A 16535-nucleotide genomic window follows, 5' to 3' on the forward strand; every position below is an offset into this window, starting at 1 on the left:
TTTTTTTTTTTTTTAAAAAAATCCCCCTTGTATGGGTTAATATTTTTTTTTTTTTTTTTTTTGGGGGTTTTTTCCCCCCCCCCCCCCCCCCCCCCCCCACCTTATTTATTATTGAAAAAATGAAATCATTTTATTTATTTATTTTAGCTTTCGGATTGTTAGTGTCATGTAAGAGCGAAAAAGTAGAATCCAGCTACTTTAAAGGAAATAAAATTTCTCTAGTTAAAAGCGATTCAATTTTTTTTGAACTTGATAGTCTTTCAACTTCAAGGAATTCTTCTTCTCAAATTATTAAGTTTGAGGATAGTGATCATTTTTCTTTTTTAAATAAAAAAAATAATTCAATATATTTTTATAATTTATCTTCCTCTAACTTAAAAATGAAGATTGCTTTTGAGGTTAATGGAAAAGATGCGATTGGTAAATTGTCAAATTATTATTGGCTTAACAAGGATTCAATATTCCTTTATTCCTATGGCAGTGCGAAGTTTTCAATTGTTGATTCTGAGGGGTTTGTTAAAAAGGGTTATTTTATTGATAATGGCAAAAATGCTGTAAGACCCGAAATAGATAGTTCTAGGCCCCTATTTCGGTTTGGAAGCAAAATCGGGTTTAATTGTTGGGGTTCAGAGAAAGAGTATTATAATAATTCAAGTTTTGATGAAAATGCATTTATGTTTTTTGATCTGAAAAACGAAGAAAAGCAGTATAGGATATCCTACCCTGACGTATACAAAGGAGCCATTTGGGGTGTTCAATTTTTTCAATTTTACCATGAATTTAATGCAATAGATGATTTATTGGTATTAAGTTTTCCTATTGATAATGATTTAACTATCTATGATTTAAGAAATAACCAAATAAGAAGGGTATCGACGGAGGTTGGAAGAAAAATAAATGTTGAACCTTTGTCCTATAAAACTGGAAAAATCGCTCCAGATATAATTGATGAAGTAAAGCATCAAATGAGACAGGATTATTATTCTTTCATTAAATTTGATCCGACCAATAACATTTATGTTAGGGTTTTGAATAAAAAGTTTAATAATGATTTTATCGATTCTTTTTCAGGATTAAATTCAGTTTTTGGAGAATATTCTTTAGTGTTTTTGGATAAAGATTTCAAGATATTTGATAGTATTGATTTGCCGAATAATCAATATTTCTTAACTTCTCTTTTCTTTATTGATGGAAAGCTTTACTTAGAAAAAATTCAAAATTATGATGAGGATCTACTTGTATTCGATGTTTTTGATCTTTATGGGTTGTAGTAATTCAAATTCTAAAGAAATCGAGGATTTTTCGAAAAAAACACCATTAGTTTATATTCCAAATGCCGGTTGTCCTGGTTGTATAAGTTTTGCGGAAGAATTTTTATTGAGAAACAAAGGGTCAAAGTGTGTTTCGTTTATTTTAGTAAATGTGTTATCTGAGAAGCAACTAAAAATAAAATTGGGATATGATATATTGGACTATTTAAATATTACATTGGAAAATGGAGAAATTTTTGATCAATATGGTGTTTCTGGATTTTATCCTTTTATAGTTTATTCTACTGGAAAAGTGGATGAAATAAGTCCTGAGAATCAGGGAGCTTTAAAAAGCCTTGAAGATTACTTAATTAGTAATTGCGATCTTTAATGTCGTTTGGTTTACAGTTATTATTCTTTATTTTTTCTTCGGATTTTAGTTTAGTTTTTATCTAGATTGTTTTTTCAGATAGGTATGATTTTTTTTATTAACTGTGTAAATAGGAATCCCTATGGTCTATATAGTATTCTTAAATCATGATTTGGTGAAATATTGGGTGCTTCTTGGTTTATCATAAAATTTATTTTTATATCTTAGTTCGATTACTCTTAACTCGTATTCCATGCGTATTTTTAATCCGATTGTTTTGCTGATTTCAGGGGCGATGTTCGCCTGTTCCGAAGGCAAACAAGATTCTCAGGAAATTCCCTCCGAATCCTTCCGGAATGAGGTCACTGCCACCGAAGTCCGGGTTGCTACCGCCGAGCGGAAAAGCTTTGACTATCTGATCAATGCCACCGGCAAGCTGGAGGCACTTTCTGAAGTCAAGGCACTCGTAGAACGGGAAGGCTACCTCGAGAAGGTTCAGATTCTGGAGGGGCAGTTTGTCCAGAAAGGGCAAGTCATCGCCATCTTGGATCGTCGGGAGGCGGAATTCGCCTTGGAGAAAGCCCGCATCAATCTGATCAAAGCCCAATCGGAGTTGGAAGTACTCAAGGCTCAATTTCAGCTCGCCTTGGAGTCCAAAGATCCCAAAGTGGCCCAAACCGTTCAAGATCGTATTCGCGTGAATTCGGGGCTTTCCCTCGCCGAAGTGGAGCTGAAGGAAGTTGAACTCAACCTTGCCCGCTGTGAGGTGCGCGCACCGGTCTCCGGCCGCATCGCCAATATCAAATTCAAGGAGGGAAGCCTGGTTACAAAAAATGCCGAGTTTGCCGAGATCCTTTCCACCGATCAGCTGTTGCTCCGGGTTAAGGTGCTCGAGTCGGATATTCCGCTGATTTCATCCAGTCAAAAAGCCGAAGTCTACCCCATCTCTGATCCCCAAAATGCCCTCGAAGGACGCGTCACCGCCATCAATCCCAAGGTGGATGAAAACGGCCTCGTACAAGTATCACTCACGCTGACCTCTTCCAAAAACCTTCTCCCCGGTATGAATGCCCGTGCGATCATCCGTGCCCCCCAAAGCAACAGTCTCGTGGTGCCCAAAGATGCGGTGGTTTTCCGCTCAGGTCGGGCGGTGGTCTTTACCATCGAAAATGGCAAGGAATCCAAATGGAACTATGTGGAAGTAGGAAAGGACAACGGTCGGGAGATCGAAGTGCTCGACGGTATCCCGGAAAACAGCACGGTCATCACCAGCAACAACCTGCAGCTTGCCCATCAGGCTCCCGTCAAAATCGTAAATCCATAGGACATGGTGAGATTTTTGCTGAACCGGCCCATTGCCGTCACCATGTCATTTTTGGCCTTGATGGTCTTTGCAGCGATCGCCTTTCGCTTGTTGCCGATTTCGCTCCTTCCGCCCATCGACGTGCCACAGATCGTGGTCAAGGTCACCTACCCCAATGCCTCACCCGAATCCATCGAGCAAAATGTTCTCCGTCAAATCCGAGAAGGTCTCATCACGCTCAACGGACTCGAAGAAATGGAAAGCAAGGCGGGTTCGGAGATCGGCACGGTGCGGCTGACCTTTGACTATGGGGTCAAGATGGAGCTGGCCTACATCGATGTCAATGAAAAAATCGACCGACTGACCAATGCCCTTCCCAAGGATCTTCCCCGCCCTGAAGTGATTCGGATCAATACTTCAGACATTCCCGTGGCTCGGGTGCAGGTGGTGCCCAAAGAGGGCACTGACCCCGTGGAGGTGAGCTTACTGGCAGAAAATGTCCTGAAAAAACGGATCGAGCAGCTTCCCGGTGTGTCGCTTGTGGATATCAATGGTAAGCGGGAGCGAATTATTTCCGTACAGCCCGATGAGCAAGCCTTGGCTGCTTTGGGCATGACGCAGCAGGAGTTGATTGACGCCGTCAAGGCGGGCAATGCCGAGCTCCCCGGGATCAGTGTCAAGGATGGGCAGTTTCGCTATTTTCTCCGCCTGGCTACCCGGGTGGACACGCCCAAAGACATCGAATCCCTGCCTGTACGCTCCAAAAAAGGCGTGATTGTTCCCCTTGGTCGAGTCGCCAAAGCCCAATACGAAACCCAAGAAATGCTGGGTTACCACCTCTTTGGAATGAGCGAAGGGCTGGTCATCACAGTGCACAAGCAGGCAGCTGCCAAGATGAACGAGCTGATTCCGGAGTTGCGGAAATCCTTGGAGCTCTTCCGCACCGACTATCCTCAGGTGGACTTCGAACTCACCCAAGACCAAAGCAACCTGCTCAATGCGGCGATTTCCAACCTCCAAACCAGCTTGCTTTTCGGTGGACTGTTTGCCTTTGGGATTTTGTTTCTGTTTATCAAAGACTTTCGCATTCCGCTGATCATGGGGATCAGTTTGCCGACTTCCCTGCTGATCAGTTTTCTGGTTTTTTACTTTTTCAACATTTCGATCAATATCATTTCCCTCTCCGGCTTGGCCTTGGGGATCGGGATGCTGATCGACAATGCGATCATCGTGCTGGACAATATCACCCGCAAGCGAGAATCCGGATTGCCCTTATTGGAGGCCTGTGTGCAAGGGGCCAATGAGGTGATGGGGGCTTTGATCAGCTCGGTGCTGACGACTTTGGCGGTTTTTGTTCCGCTGGTGTTTCTCAGCGGAATAGCCGGAGCTTTATTCTATGATCAAGCGGTGGCAGTGGCAGCGATTCTGTCCGTTTCGCTGATGGTGGCGTTTATCCTCTTGCCCTTGCTGTACTGGATGATTTATCGGGTAGGAAAGAGGCAGGAGCTCAAAGGAGAACCTGCCGCTTTTCTCTGGGTTTTGAGGGGATATGAGCGAGGTTTTGACTGGATTTTTTCAAGGAAAAAAATCGCCCTTTTTTTCTTTTTGTTGCTGATTCCTTTGGGCTTGGGCTTGAGTTTGCTGCTGAAAAATGAAGGTCTTCCGCCCATCGAAAAGCCGGATGCGACCTTGGAAATCGACTGGAATGAGCCCATTTCAGCCGGTCAAAATCGGGACCGATTGCTCACGCTGATCCGTGATATCGAGGGCTACACCCAAGCGGAAGCCGAGATTGGAGTCCGTCAGTTTTTGCTTTTTGACGGAGATAATTCCATTCAGAAATCCCTGCTTTACCTGCTTTTCCCCTCTCAAGACAAAAAAGAAGAGCAAATCGCCCGACTCCGTGAGCGACTGGAAAAGGACTATCCGATGGCAAGCTATGTGCTCGGTGACGCCCCCAATGCGTTTGATCAGCTGTTCAGTTCCAATCAGCCTTACTATGAGGTGAGATGGAAAGATCTGAATTCCAAGAAACCGATTGCTGCTGAAAAGATGAAGCCTTGGCTGGAATCATTTCCTTCGGAACAGTGGGCTCCCGGTCCGGGATTGCAGGAGGAAAGTTCGGTGGTGTTTTCCCTGTTAGCAGATAAGTTAGCCTTGTACCAAATCCCGGTGGAAGGGGTGCAGGAGCAGCTGTCCCGGTTGTTTGGGGTGTTTACCATTACGGATATCCGAAGATTTGGAGAGGTGACGCCCATCCGCCTCAAGGAAAGTCAGGATCGCTTTGAGGACCTGCTTCGTACTACCCGAATCTATGCTTCAGACAGTACTTCCTATCTGTTGAGTGAGTTTGTGGATTACCGCTACGCTGATCAGTACAAATACGTGACGGCTGACCGGGGAGGAATCTATCAGAGTGTACAGGTGGAAGAAGAAAACCCCAACGCCAAAACGGACCAATTCATTTCTTGGGGAGTGGCCAAAAACCTGGCGGTGGAGCTGAAAGGGCAATTTTTCAGAGATCAGGAGACCCTTCGTCAGCTGATCGGGATTCTGATCATTTCGGTGTTGCTGCTGTATTTTATTCTTTCGGCACAGTTTGAGAGCTTTATTCAGCCGATGATTGTGGTGCTGACTTTGCCTTTGGGTATTGGGGGTGCGTTTTTGATTTTGCTGCTCACAGGCTCTTCACTCAATGTGATGTCTGCAATCGGTTTGGTCGTGATGCTGGGAATCATGGTGAATGACGCCATTCTAAAAATCGATACGATCAATCGACTGAAACAGGAAATGGGAAATAACCCCAATTTAACCCGATCTGAAATTCTCGAGATGGCGCTGCATCAGGCTGGAAAAATTCGATTGAAGCCGATATTGATGACTTCAATGACCACGATTTTGGCCTTGATTCCGATTGTTTTCAGTTCGGGATTGGGGGCGGATTTGCAAAGGCCTTTGGTCTATTCGGTGATCGGGGGTTTGACGATTGGAACAGGCACTGCCTTGTATTTCGTCCCTTTGATGTATTGGTTTTTTGATTCGTTGACCCATAAAACCGGCTTGCGATGACGAATTTTCGGGTACTGATCGCCTTTGTGGTGCTGGGGATTTTGGGCTTTGCTACAGTTCCCTTGCTTTCGGTAGATCTCAATCCCCGGGAGCGTGAACCTGTACTCACGGTCAGCTATGGGATTCCCCGCTCTTCACCCGAGCTGATCGAAAAATTGGCTACTTCTCCGCTGGAAGGTGCTTTTTCCCAACTCACCGAAATCAAGAAAATCACGTCGGTTTCTAACTACGATCAGGGAAATATTACCCTCCGATTTGATAAAAAGGCGGATATGGAGCTCAAAAAGTTTGAGGTGTTGGCCCTGATTCGTCAGGTGTATCCCAAACTGGACGAGCGGCTTTCCTACCCCAATGTGACACAAAGCGCGGAGTATCGCAGCGATTTCAAGACGCCGATTTTGACCTACAGTGTGAATGGGCCTTTTGCTTCCTTCGAGATCCGCAAAATCACCGAGGATGTGATCAAACCTGCCCTCACCCGATTCGCAGAAGTGGAGGAAGTGCAGATTCGAGGAGCTAATGAGCTACAGCTCTTCGTCACTTTTGATGTACAAAAGATACAGTCCTTCGGAATCAGTAGATCCCTGCTTAATCAAGAGATTAATCGGGCATTTGGGCAGCTGTATCCCGGCACCGTGTACAACAACAAAGGGGAGACGCTCTTTGTGACGGTAGACCGCAAACTCAATCAGATCGATCAACTTGAAAACCTGATTATCCGCTCCATGGGGGGCATGGAAGTCCGACTCAAGGATGTGGCCACGGTCACCTTGGAGGAGGGCGAGCCAATGAGTTTTTACCGGATAAATGGGAACAATTCCGTGACCCTATCGGTGTACAATCGGGATGGGGTCAACAAGGTACTGCTGGCCAAAAACCTCAAAAACTCCATCGAAGCCGCCAAAATCAACCTGCCTCCGGGCTTTGAAATCAGACTGGAAAACGATGATACGGAGTTTCTTGAAAAAGAGCTCAACAAGATCTATAAGCGTTCGGGACTGTCTATTTTGATCCTGATCGCCTTTATTTTTCTGATCAACCGAAACTGGAAATATCTGAGTATCCTCTTTTTGGGAATCGTGATCAATGTGAGCCTGACGGCGATGATCCTCTATTTTCTTCAAGTGGATATTCATTTGTACACCATAGCGGGATTGACCATCAGTTTTGGACTCGTGGTGGACAATGCCATCGTGATGGTGGACCACCTGCACAAATACCGCAATCGTCGGGTGTTCTTAGCCCTCTTGGCAGCTTCGATGACCACGGTGGCGGCCTTGCTTTTGGTGCTTTTGCTGCCAGAGGAGGACCGAAAGACCCTGACGGAGTTTTCCATTGTGGTAGCGGTCATGCTAGGAGTGAGTTTGTTGGTGGCCCTGTTTTTCACCCCTGCGTTTTATGGATTGCTTTTCAAGGAGTCTGTGCATCAGGGGAGGAAACTTATGCTTCCTCAGCTGAAAAAGCGGGTTCGCTGGCTTCAGCGCTACGAAACAGGCATTGCCTGGACAGCCCGGTATCGCAAGACTTTTTTGTTGCTGGTTCTGTTACTTTTTGGAACGCCGATTTTCTTTTTGCCTGCCAAGTGGGGCGAACGGGAATGGTATAATAAGACTATCGGGAATACTTTTTATCAGGAGGAAATCCGCCCTTGGGTAGACAAGGCCTTGGGTGGCACCCTCCGGATGTTTGTGAGAGGAGTGTATGAAAAAAGTGTGTACCGGGAACCCGAAAAAACCCGGCTGTTCGTCTCTGCCCGACTTCCTTTTGGAAATACCCTGGAGCAGATGGATTTTATCATGCGGGAGTTTGAGGAATACCTCAAAGGCGTGGAGGGAATCGATCAGTTTGTCACGTATGTGCGCTCCGGGCAAAGTGCGCAGATCATTATCACCTTCAAAGAAGCCTACGAAAAAGGAGCTTTGCCCTATCAGCTCAAAGGGAAACTGTCCGTCAAATCTACCGACTGGAGTGGGGCGCAGTGGAATATCTACGGAGTGGGACAGGGCTTTTATACCGGAGGGGGAGGCGAGGGGATCCCTTCGTTTCGGGTGCAGATGAAAGGGTACAATTTTGATGAACTGGAGCGTCAGTCGGATATTTTGGCCGAAAAACTCCTGCAGCACAAACGGATTCAGACAGTCAATACCAATGAGCGGCTGAGCTATAACGAGCAGAAAACCCAGGAATATGTGCTGCGATTGGACCAAAATCAGATTGCCTTGGGCGGTACGAGCCAATACGAAATCCTGAATACCCTTCAGGACTTGTCCAAGCCTCAGGGACCGAGTGGCTACCTGACCATGGCAGACAAAAACTATGGCTTGATCCTGAGGGAGCGGACTTCGGGTAACTTCAGCAAGTTTGATCTGGAGAAAAGAGGGCTGATCAGTGGAGAGGATAAGATTCTGAAAGTGGCTGATTTTGGTACCCTTAACCTGGAAAACACCACCAATGCCCTGCACAAGGAAGACCGGCAGTACATCCGGGTGGTGTCCTTTGAATACATGGGTTCGGCCAAGTTTGGCAATGAGTACCTGGAGCAGGTTTTGGAAGAGATGAAAGCCCAAATGCCCATCGGCTACGAAGCCAAAAAGCAGGAGTGGGGTTGGAATTTTGAACAAGCCAAAAGGCAGTATGGATTGTTGGGACTTCTGATCGTGGCAATTTTCTTTATCTGCACCATTTTGTTTGAGAATTTCCGTCAGCCCTTTTTCATCATGTTTTTGATTCCGATCAGTTTTATCGGGCTGTTTTTGATCTTCTCTATGGGAGGATTCAACTTTGACCGGGGAGGATTTGCCGCATTTGTGATGCTAGGAGGCTTGGCGGTGAATGCTGGGATCTTTATTCTCAATGATTTCAACAATCGCCCCAAGGGGACATTTAACCGGAATATTCTTAAATCAGTGGCGGGGAAGGCGATACCGATTTTGCTGACTGTGCTGTCTACCTGTTTTGGCTTGGTGCCGTTCATTATGGATGGTCAGAATGAGGTGTTTTGGTTTTCACTTGCAGTAGGGACGATAGGAGGATTGGTGTTCAGTATGGTGGGAGTGTTTTGGATTTTGCCGGTGATGATGTGGAGGGAGGTTTGAATTTTTTGACCTTTAATAAGATGTTTTGGTGATTTTTCATTCTTTGCCCCAAATTGAATTTGAGGCTTTTATCGTGCGCACCTTTGGTGCTTTATCTGAGCGATGATTAGAAAAAGTGCCAACGGCACAACCTGTAAAAGCCTAGAATTCAATTCTGGGCTGAAATGTGATTTTTATTTTCCAGAGTGCTGAGAGCACGATCTGTAGAATAAAGAATTTCAGATTAAAACAGGATCGGTTTTTCCCCATAAAAAGGTATTTTCCTTTTTCAAACTCAACCTATTTCGTCCATGAACCTCTCTGATTCTCGCCGGGATTTTATGAAGAAAGCGGCTTTGGCTACCGCAGGAGCCAGTTTGTTGCCGTATTCTTCTTTTTCGGAAGTCAAAAGGAAAAACAAGCTTCCCGCCTGGAAAGGCTTCAATTTGCTGGACTTTTTCTCCCATAACCCAGATCAGGGAAGGCCAACAAAACCTGCCTACATCCAGTGGATCGCCGATTGGGGCTTTGATTTTGTCCGGGTTCCGATTTCATATCCCTCCTATTTGAACATCGATCGCAGCAGACCGATTCGGCCGGATGAGGTATTGAATTTTGATGAAAGCCGGTTGGAAAAAGTAGATGCACTGGTGGAGCGGGCCATCAAGCATGGTCTGCATGTGAGTTTAAACCTACATCGCGCTCCGGGATTCTGCATCAATGCGGGATTTGAGGAGCCGTATAACCTCTGGAAAGATCAGGAGGCTATGGAAGCCTTTTGTGCGCATTGGGAAATGTGGGCCAAGCGCTATCGGGGAATTTCCTCCAAGAAACTCAGCTTTGATCTGGTGAATGAACCGTTTCAGCGGGAAAATCCCAACGATCAGCACAGTCCCGGTGGCCCGGTAGATGTGGTGGACTATCATCGGGTGGCCAAAGCTGCTTTGGAAACCATTAAATCAGTCAAAAAATCCCGGTTAGTCATTGCGGATGGCAATGGGGGTGGAGGAATAGCCGTGCCGGAATTGGCAGATTTGGACTTGTCGCAGAGCTGCCGGGGGTATCATCCTTTTCCGATTTCTCACTACAAAGCCAGCTGGGTTTACAAAGATCCGGAGTCTGTTCCGCCGGTGGATTGGCCTTTGCAACAAGGGGAGAATTCACTTGATATAGAGAACATCCGAAAATACTATGCCCCGTGGAAAGCCTTGATTGACCAGGGAGTTGGAGTCCACTGTGGGGAATGCGGCTGCTACAATCAGACGCCCCACGAGGTGTTTTTGGCGTGGTTTGGAGATGTCCTGCAGGTGTTGAAAGAAATGGAAGTAGGCTTTGGAATTTGGGAGTTTTCCGGGGCTTTTGGGGTGCTCAATTCCGGCAGAAAAGACGTGGTTTACGAAGATTGGTATGGAGAAAAGCTCGATCGGAAGTTTTTGGAGTTGTTGAAGGCGCAGATTTAGGTGCTAGGGATTTTATTTTTTCGTTTTGTCATATAAATGAAACTTTCAGCCGATTAATCTTATAAAATGAGATTATGGTAAAATTAATTTTTGCGCTTGCTTTTTCATTCCTCCTATATAGCTGCAATTCATCCTCTGACTTGATTACTTCCCAGACCAAAGAAGTTCAATTTCAACTGCTGGACTCCATTCTAGTCGAGTCACTCTCGGAATTGTATTTGGTAGACCGGAAAGCTGAAACCGGCGAACTTTTATTCAAAGAGAAACAGCTCAAGGAGATTCTGTTGACTGACTCGAAGGGTAAGGTGCTACTCAAACCCAATTTAAAAGGTGAGGGACCCAGTCAAGTGGCCCAACCTTGGGAATTGGCATTTTGGGGAAATGGAATAGCAATCAAGGAAATCTCACAGGAGATGCGAGTGCATTTTTTTAATTCCTCCATGGAAAAAATCCGCAGGTCCGAACCCTTAGCTGAAGGAATTAATATGCTGGAAGTGGCCCCGCTGAGAAATCAATTTAAAGCAGTTGAAATTGACGGGAAAACCCTGCTCATTGGAGCAGATGCTAATGCGGTAACTCCCAAACTGATGGGGAAAGATTTCCAGAATTCGAATTTCTACTCCCTTGCTGAGTCCGGATTTATCATAGATTCCCAGACAGGAGTTAGTCAAAAAATCAACCTGTATCCGGATTCTTGGCTGCCCAGAAAAGAAGGGCGATGGGTAGGCATGGCCACTCCGTTTTTTACTGGTACTACGAAAAGCCAGCTCGTTGCAGTTCTTCCTCGGATTGGAGATCAATTGTTTTTATTCAAGTTGCGTGGTAATGAACTGATTCCGTACCAGGAAGTCCTGATCAATCATCCTGACCGAAAACGAAATTTGGAGTTTAATGTAGAGGATGAACCACTCCTATATCCAGGGTTTTTCGATTTGAAGGCTGGTGGGACGATTTTCTTAGCACATTTTTATACGGAGGTTCCTCGGGAGCCATATTTGGCCATGAAAAACGGGAAAGTAAATACTAGCCGAAATCCAGAATTTGCAGCGCTTTTGAAAAATTATCGGAAATCCAGATATCTATTGATTGATGAAAAAGGAAATCAATCTCCAATCACCAAATTGCCGATCGAAGGCGATATTCATTATATCGATCAAGAGGATGTGATTTATATCAAGCCCGATAGCGAAGTCGAAAAGGATTACAATGTGTTTTACAGATATAAAATCTTTTTTAAAAACTAATCCTACCGAAACACATCATATACTAAAAATCCAACAGACAAAGTCACCATTTCAAGAGGTGATCTTCGCACCTGGTAGTCAAAAGTCCCGCCTCCATTTGGCAAAGGATTAAAGGTTGCATCTCCTTTGGTGAGGAATTCTGCTGATGGGCCCGTTTGGTAATTGGCTTTAAACTCAAACACTAAGCCAGGGCTGGATGGGATGGGGATCTGAACTCCAGTCCCAAAGCTATAGGAGACAGACCAATCCTCTCGATCTTTTCCTGCCTCAAGGGTTTCTTCGGAAAGGATACTTTCACGGATTTTGTACCGGGTGTAAAGGTAATTGGCTCCAAATTTTGCTTCGACAAAGGGCATCACTTTTCCCTGTGGTCTGAGTATATATCGCATAACCAACATTCCTGTTGCGATATTGTTATTCCTTCGAAGCCTTAGCTCATCAGAAAATCCCTCATAGAGGTCCGTTCTTCGTTCCAGTTTACTTCCATAGATCCCATAGCCAAGCTCGATTCCGAGTTGGATTGGGGCGGTTCGTTCTTCATGGAGAATAATTCCCGATAAGGTGGGAAAGAATAGGCCTCCGGTTTCATGATTAAGACGTCCATTGGCTATCCCTCCATTGAAATGGCCTCCTGCGATGAAAAACTGAGCTTGGGCTGCCCATCCCACTGAGAAAAAGATAAGGGTAAGAAAAATACTTTTCATATGCGGAGTTTTCCCTTTTTACGTGCATTGTATCTTTTGGGGTTGCTGGAAAAGTCATCGAGACTGATCGAGTATTTCCAAAAAGCCTTTTAGTCCAATCACACGGACATTTTTTTGCCAGTTCCTTCGATTTTCTTTTTGTCATCCCCGATATTTTAAAAATAATTTTTAAAATATCGGGGATGATTTAGTTTCAAATAATTGAAAATCAATCAGTAAAATCATTTTGTAAAGAAATTGTCAGGATTCATTCTAAGGATATCTCCTTTCTCCATCCCTGCAAATCTAAAATTCAAATTTAGATTTGTAGGGATGTTTTTTTTGTAAATGGTTGAAAATCAACAAAAAAACCTTCCAGGTTTTCAAAACCTGGAAGGTCTGGACTACCCGCAAAAAAATCCCGAACATTTTCATGTCCGGGACTCATTCTCTTAATCTCTTATTCTCTCATATCTTAAACCTTATTCGGCTCCGGATGCAGCCAAGGTCCTCGATAGGGTCTTCGGAGTTTGGCAGTTGCTTCGGGATCGTTGAGTACCGTCATGGTTTTGGGGTCGTATCGGAGAGGTCGGCCTCCGAGTTCCATGGAGATATTGGCTAGGATACAAGACGCTGTGGAGATATGCCCTTCTTCGACATCAGCCACGGGCAGAGTGTCCTTGTCGATAGCTTCCAGCCAGTTTTTCATGTGAAGACGGGTGGCCGGAGCAGCATTGAGCTCGATGCGGTCTTCGGTCAGGTCTTCCGGATATTGCTCTCGCTCAAATACGCAATCGAAGTGGATTTTTTCTTCCTTGGCATCGTAGGGGAAATAGTCTGCCTGCATGGTGCTGCCTGCGAGCATTCCGTTTTCCCCATAGATCTTGAAGGACCATGGATATTCCGGGTCAGGTGCATTGCCCCAAGTACGATGCTGCCACACCACTTGTAGCTCAGGAAATTCAAAAATGGCAGTCTGTGTATCGGCGATGTTGGATTTACCTTCCTTTTGGACGTAAATACCCCCAGTCGACGTGATCTGAGTTGGCCAACCGAGTTTCAGCATCCAGCGAACGGTGTCCAACATGTGCACACACATGTCACCGGTGATGCCGTTGCCGTATTCCATAAAGGTTCTCCACCAGCGAATATGCGGCAGTCCATCGTAGGGACGCATCGGCGCAGGTCCAGTCCACATTTCGTAATCGAAAAAGTCAGGGACTGGCTCCACGGCAGGATTTCCATTGGCTCGCATGTGGAAGTAGCAGCAAACTTCGGCATGACTGATTTTGCCCAACTTTCCGGTATCAATGATCTGTTTTTTGGCTTCGATCAGGTGAGGCGTGCTTTTGCGCTGCGTGCCGATTTGGCATTTGCGATTGTACTTTCGGGCTGCAGCCAATATCGCTTCTCCTTCGATCACATCGACAGAAATCGGCTTTTGCAAATAGACATGAGCACCGGATTTCAAAGCTTCGATAGCCTGTAGCGCATGCCAGTGATCCGGCGAACCGATCAGCACGAGGTCGCATTTGTGTTTCTTGAGGAGTTCGCGATAGTCTCCAAACAGCTCAGGAACTTTCTTTGATTTCTGGCGCTGGGCGACGAGGTCTCCTGCGGCTTTGAGCAGATTTTTATCGACATCGCAGAGCGCGACTACTTCCACATCGGCTACTTGGATCAGTCGTAAAAGGTCGGATTTGCCATACCAACCGGTACCGATCAGGGCGACTTTGAGCGGGCCTTCTGCGTCTTTGAAGTCCATGCCAAACAGGCCAAAACTGGCCAAAGTCATCATGGCGCTGGAGCCTTTGATGAAATCTCGTCGATTCAGTTGATTCATAGGTTTTTGGGTTAAGGAGTGAGGATTTCAAGATACAAAAAGGAAGATCAGATACAAACCTACCTTGGATAATCGGATCAGATATGGACCTGATAGGAATTATCTCTTTCCGGGGTGGTAAACCCGGACTGCACTTTTCAGGACTTGATCCTTGTCCAAGGTCATTGGCTTCAAGTCTCGTTTGACAAATCGCTCCATCTGATCGGCATAGTGGGGCGATTCGGGTCGGTTGCTCGCACCATAGACATTGATGGACTCAAGGATGGGAAGCCCTTCCCCGAATCTTGCCATGAGAATATAGGATTCGCCTTGCACTGCTTTTCTGCGGCCTTTTTCCCAAGGGGTAGAGCGGATTGCCGCCAAGACATCATCCAAGCCCCAAAGCGGAAGGGATTTTTTTCCCCTGATGAGCCGCTGATAGTCTCCGAGTGCCACCAATTCTTTTCCAAAATGGGTTTCAAAATGCTTTTTCGCCGCTCTCAATCCCTGCACGGCTTCTTCTTTGGTCAGCACGGTTTCAAAACTTCTTCCAGATTTGGCAAACTCATCCCACCAATAGTAATACACAAAGGCAAAAAGGGCAGCCCCTTCACTGTCGGCGGAAGCTTCTTTGTTCCAGTTTTTCAGGGCCTTAATCTGCTTTTCTATTTCTGGATAGTCCGCCGAATCCAGCCCAAAAAGCGAACTCAGATCCGTGCGGAAAGCCAAGTTTTGGGGTAGAGTCTGGTCAAACTTGATTCGCTCAAACTGCTCCCAGGAAATTCTACCTGTGTCGGACATTAGTTCCCGAAATCTCAGGGAACGGTTATTGTCCAGGAGGTCAAAGCCCATTTCGATGGGGTAATTTTCCGGGAAAAGATTGTCCTCAAATGCACTCGCCTTGAAGGGAGAATGGTTGGTGTTGTAGAGGTAGCCGGAGGGCGGGTTGACTTGCTGGGGAAGTTCCGAAAAGGCATGATACGCTGTCCAAAGGGTCTTTTTAGTATTGCCCGGGACTGTTCCGCTGTAATCAAAACCAGGAGTTCGCTTAGGCAAAAGTCCATTGCTGACATAAAAGATCGTGTCGTATTTGTCGGCATAGACGGTATTGAAATTGGTGAGCTGCATGGATGACATGGCGGCTTTCCACTCGGAGAAATTCTTCGCCTTGTTCATTCTCCACCATTGCTCGGGTGCTCCGACTCGGTCCAAAGCTCCAAACCGAATCGCAAATGCGCCTTGCTCGGTGACTAAAGTTGGGCCATAGATGGACTTCCAAACCTTTTTCGGCACAGGCAAGGTAATCCAGTCCCACAGCCGGACTTTCAGCCAGACGATGTGGGATTCCAATTCCAGCCATTCTCCGTCCACGCGATATTCGTTCCCATCTTCCGAATTGATTTCCAACTGGTATAGATCCAGAAAGTCAGGAGAATTCACCGTATGCGCCCAGCCCAAGTGTTCGTTTGCTCCGTGGAAAATCATCGCTCCTCCCGGAAACAATCCTCCCAGGATATTCCAGCCCTCTACGGAATGGAGATGTGCCTCGTACCAAGCCACCGGCCCTTCGAGTGGCTGATGGGAATTGATAGCTAGAAAGGCTTCTCCGGAATCTGTCCGGGTAGGATGGATGGCGATGGCATTGGATCCTTTTGGCAAAGTGTCCTCGGGAATGAGATCCACATTTCCGCCTACAATCGCCTGAACCGCTCGGTCTGCTCCGGACATTTGGGCTAGGGAAAGAATATAGGCGGAGATGATTTCCTTGGGATTGATCGGGAAAGCCGGGCCGTAGAGCACTTCCTCGGGGTGATGATAGGCGTAATCATTGAGTCCGGCAGCGTAGCCTTCCAAGACTTTTTTGAAATCTGGAGAAAAGCTGGAGTCGTATTTTTCTCGCGCGATTTCTCGGGTTTCGAGGAGGTGAACAAAAAAGTCAATTCCCGCACCCTGCTCTCCAAAAACTCTTCCAGCCAAGGCTTTTCCCGCCAAAACCGTCTTTTGGATTGTCTCAAAATCATCTTCCGAATGAGCCCAAGCCAGTCCATAGGCTACATCGGCATCGGTTTTTCCAAAAATATGCGGTACTCCAAACTCGTCACGGGCGATTTCTACCTGGGTAGTATCCCAATCGGAAGGTTTGAGTACGCGCTGACAACTGAGGAAGGAAGCAAATAGGAATAGGAAAGGAAGGATTCTGAGCTTCATGAATATCGGGCGGAAATAGAAACTCAAGAATAACAAAAAAGCCGACTAATTG

General features: G+C 46.0%; 10 protein-coding genes. 7 read left to right on the plus strand and 3 right to left on the minus strand.

Annotated elements, in window-relative coordinates:
• From CLV31_RS10330 to CLV31_RS10360, 7 genes are all read left to right on the plus strand, one after another.
• A partial coding sequence (locus tag CLV31_RS10330; protein ID WP_220084333.1) for a DUF4221 family protein occupies positions 1–1271 on the plus strand: 1271 nt, incomplete at its 5' end.
• Positions 1246–1641, plus strand: coding sequence for a thioredoxin domain-containing protein (locus tag CLV31_RS10335; protein WP_146250886.1), 396 nt, complete (start codon positions 1246–1248; stop codon positions 1639–1641). The genes CLV31_RS10330 and CLV31_RS10335, both read left to right, overlap by 26 nt.
• A 232-nt stretch (positions 1642–1873) precedes the next feature.
• Complete coding sequence (locus CLV31_RS10340; RefSeq protein ID WP_111392809.1) at positions 1874–2944, plus strand: efflux RND transporter periplasmic adaptor subunit; 1071 nt, start codon at positions 1874–1876, stop codon at positions 2942–2944.
• Positions 2945–2947: 3 nt separating this feature from the next.
• Positions 2948–5992 (plus strand): efflux RND transporter permease subunit, encoded by a 3045-nt coding sequence (locus tag CLV31_RS10345; RefSeq protein WP_111392810.1) that lies wholly within the window; start codon positions 2948–2950, stop codon positions 5990–5992.
• The gene (locus CLV31_RS10350; protein WP_111392811.1) at positions 5989–9087 is read left to right on the plus strand and encodes an efflux RND transporter permease subunit; all 3099 of its coding nucleotides are present in this window, start codon (positions 5989–5991) and stop codon (positions 9085–9087) included. Before CLV31_RS10345 ends, CLV31_RS10350 begins: the two co-directional genes overlap by 4 nt.
• 290 nt (positions 9088–9377) lie before the next feature.
• Complete coding sequence (locus CLV31_RS10355) at positions 9378–10526, plus strand: glycoside hydrolase family 5 protein (RefSeq protein WP_111392812.1); 1149 nt, start codon at positions 9378–9380, stop codon at positions 10524–10526.
• A 74-nt stretch (positions 10527–10600) separates the two neighbouring features.
• The gene (locus tag CLV31_RS10360; protein ID WP_111392813.1) at positions 10601–11770 is read left to right on the plus strand and encodes a hypothetical protein; all 1170 of its coding nucleotides are present in this window, start codon (positions 10601–10603) and stop codon (positions 11768–11770) included.
• 2 nt (positions 11771–11772) lie between these two features.
• On the opposite strand, the gene CLV31_RS10365 is transcribed toward CLV31_RS10360, so the two are convergent.
• From CLV31_RS10365 to CLV31_RS10375, 3 genes are all read right to left on the minus strand, one after another.
• Entirely contained in the window at positions 11773–12474 is a 702-nt protein-coding gene (locus CLV31_RS10365) for a hypothetical protein (protein ID WP_111392814.1), read from the minus strand.
• 454 nt (positions 12475–12928) lie between these two features.
• On the minus strand, positions 12929–14296 hold the full coding sequence (locus CLV31_RS10370) for a Gfo/Idh/MocA family protein (RefSeq protein ID WP_111392815.1): 1368 nt from the start codon (positions 14294–14296) through the stop codon (positions 12929–12931).
• A 99-nt stretch (positions 14297–14395) separates the two neighbouring features.
• A complete protein-coding gene (locus CLV31_RS10375) occupies positions 14396–16483 on the minus strand; it encodes an acylase (RefSeq protein ID WP_111392816.1) in 2088 nt (695 codons plus the stop codon).
• Positions 16484–16535 lie beyond the last annotated feature (52 nt).

Origin of the sequence: Algoriphagus aquaeductus (genome assembly GCF_003253485.1) — a bacterium.
GTDB lineage: Bacteria > Bacteroidota > Bacteroidia > Cytophagales > Cyclobacteriaceae > Algoriphagus > Algoriphagus aquaeductus.

Excerpts from the sequence above, each read along its gene's own strand:
- CLV31_RS10365 (WP_111392814.1), bottom strand. The coding sequence starts at position 12,474 with ATGAAAAGTATTTTTCTTACCCTTATCTTTTTCTCAGTGGGATGGGCA.
- CLV31_RS10370 (WP_111392815.1), bottom strand. The coding sequence starts at position 14,296 with ATGAATCAACTGAATCGACGAGATTTCATCAAAGGCTCCAGCGCCATG.
- CLV31_RS10375 (WP_111392816.1), bottom strand. The coding sequence starts at position 16,483 with ATGAAGCTCAGAATCCTTCCTTTCCTATTCCTATTTGCTTCCTTCCTC.
- CLV31_RS10345 (WP_111392810.1), top strand. The coding sequence starts at position 2,948 with ATGGTGAGATTTTTGCTGAACCGGCCCATTGCCGTCACCATGTCATTT.
- CLV31_RS10350 (WP_111392811.1), top strand. The coding sequence starts at position 5,989 with ATGACGAATTTTCGGGTACTGATCGCCTTTGTGGTGCTGGGGATTTTG.
- CLV31_RS10340 (WP_111392809.1), top strand. The coding sequence starts at position 1,874 with ATGCGTATTTTTAATCCGATTGTTTTGCTGATTTCAGGGGCGATGTTC.
- CLV31_RS10355 (WP_111392812.1), top strand. The coding sequence starts at position 9,378 with ATGAACCTCTCTGATTCTCGCCGGGATTTTATGAAGAAAGCGGCTTTG.
- CLV31_RS10335 (WP_146250886.1), top strand. The coding sequence starts at position 1,246 with ATGTTTTTGATCTTTATGGGTTGTAGTAATTCAAATTCTAAAGAAATC.
- CLV31_RS10360 (WP_111392813.1), top strand. The coding sequence starts at position 10,601 with ATGGTAAAATTAATTTTTGCGCTTGCTTTTTCATTCCTCCTATATAGC.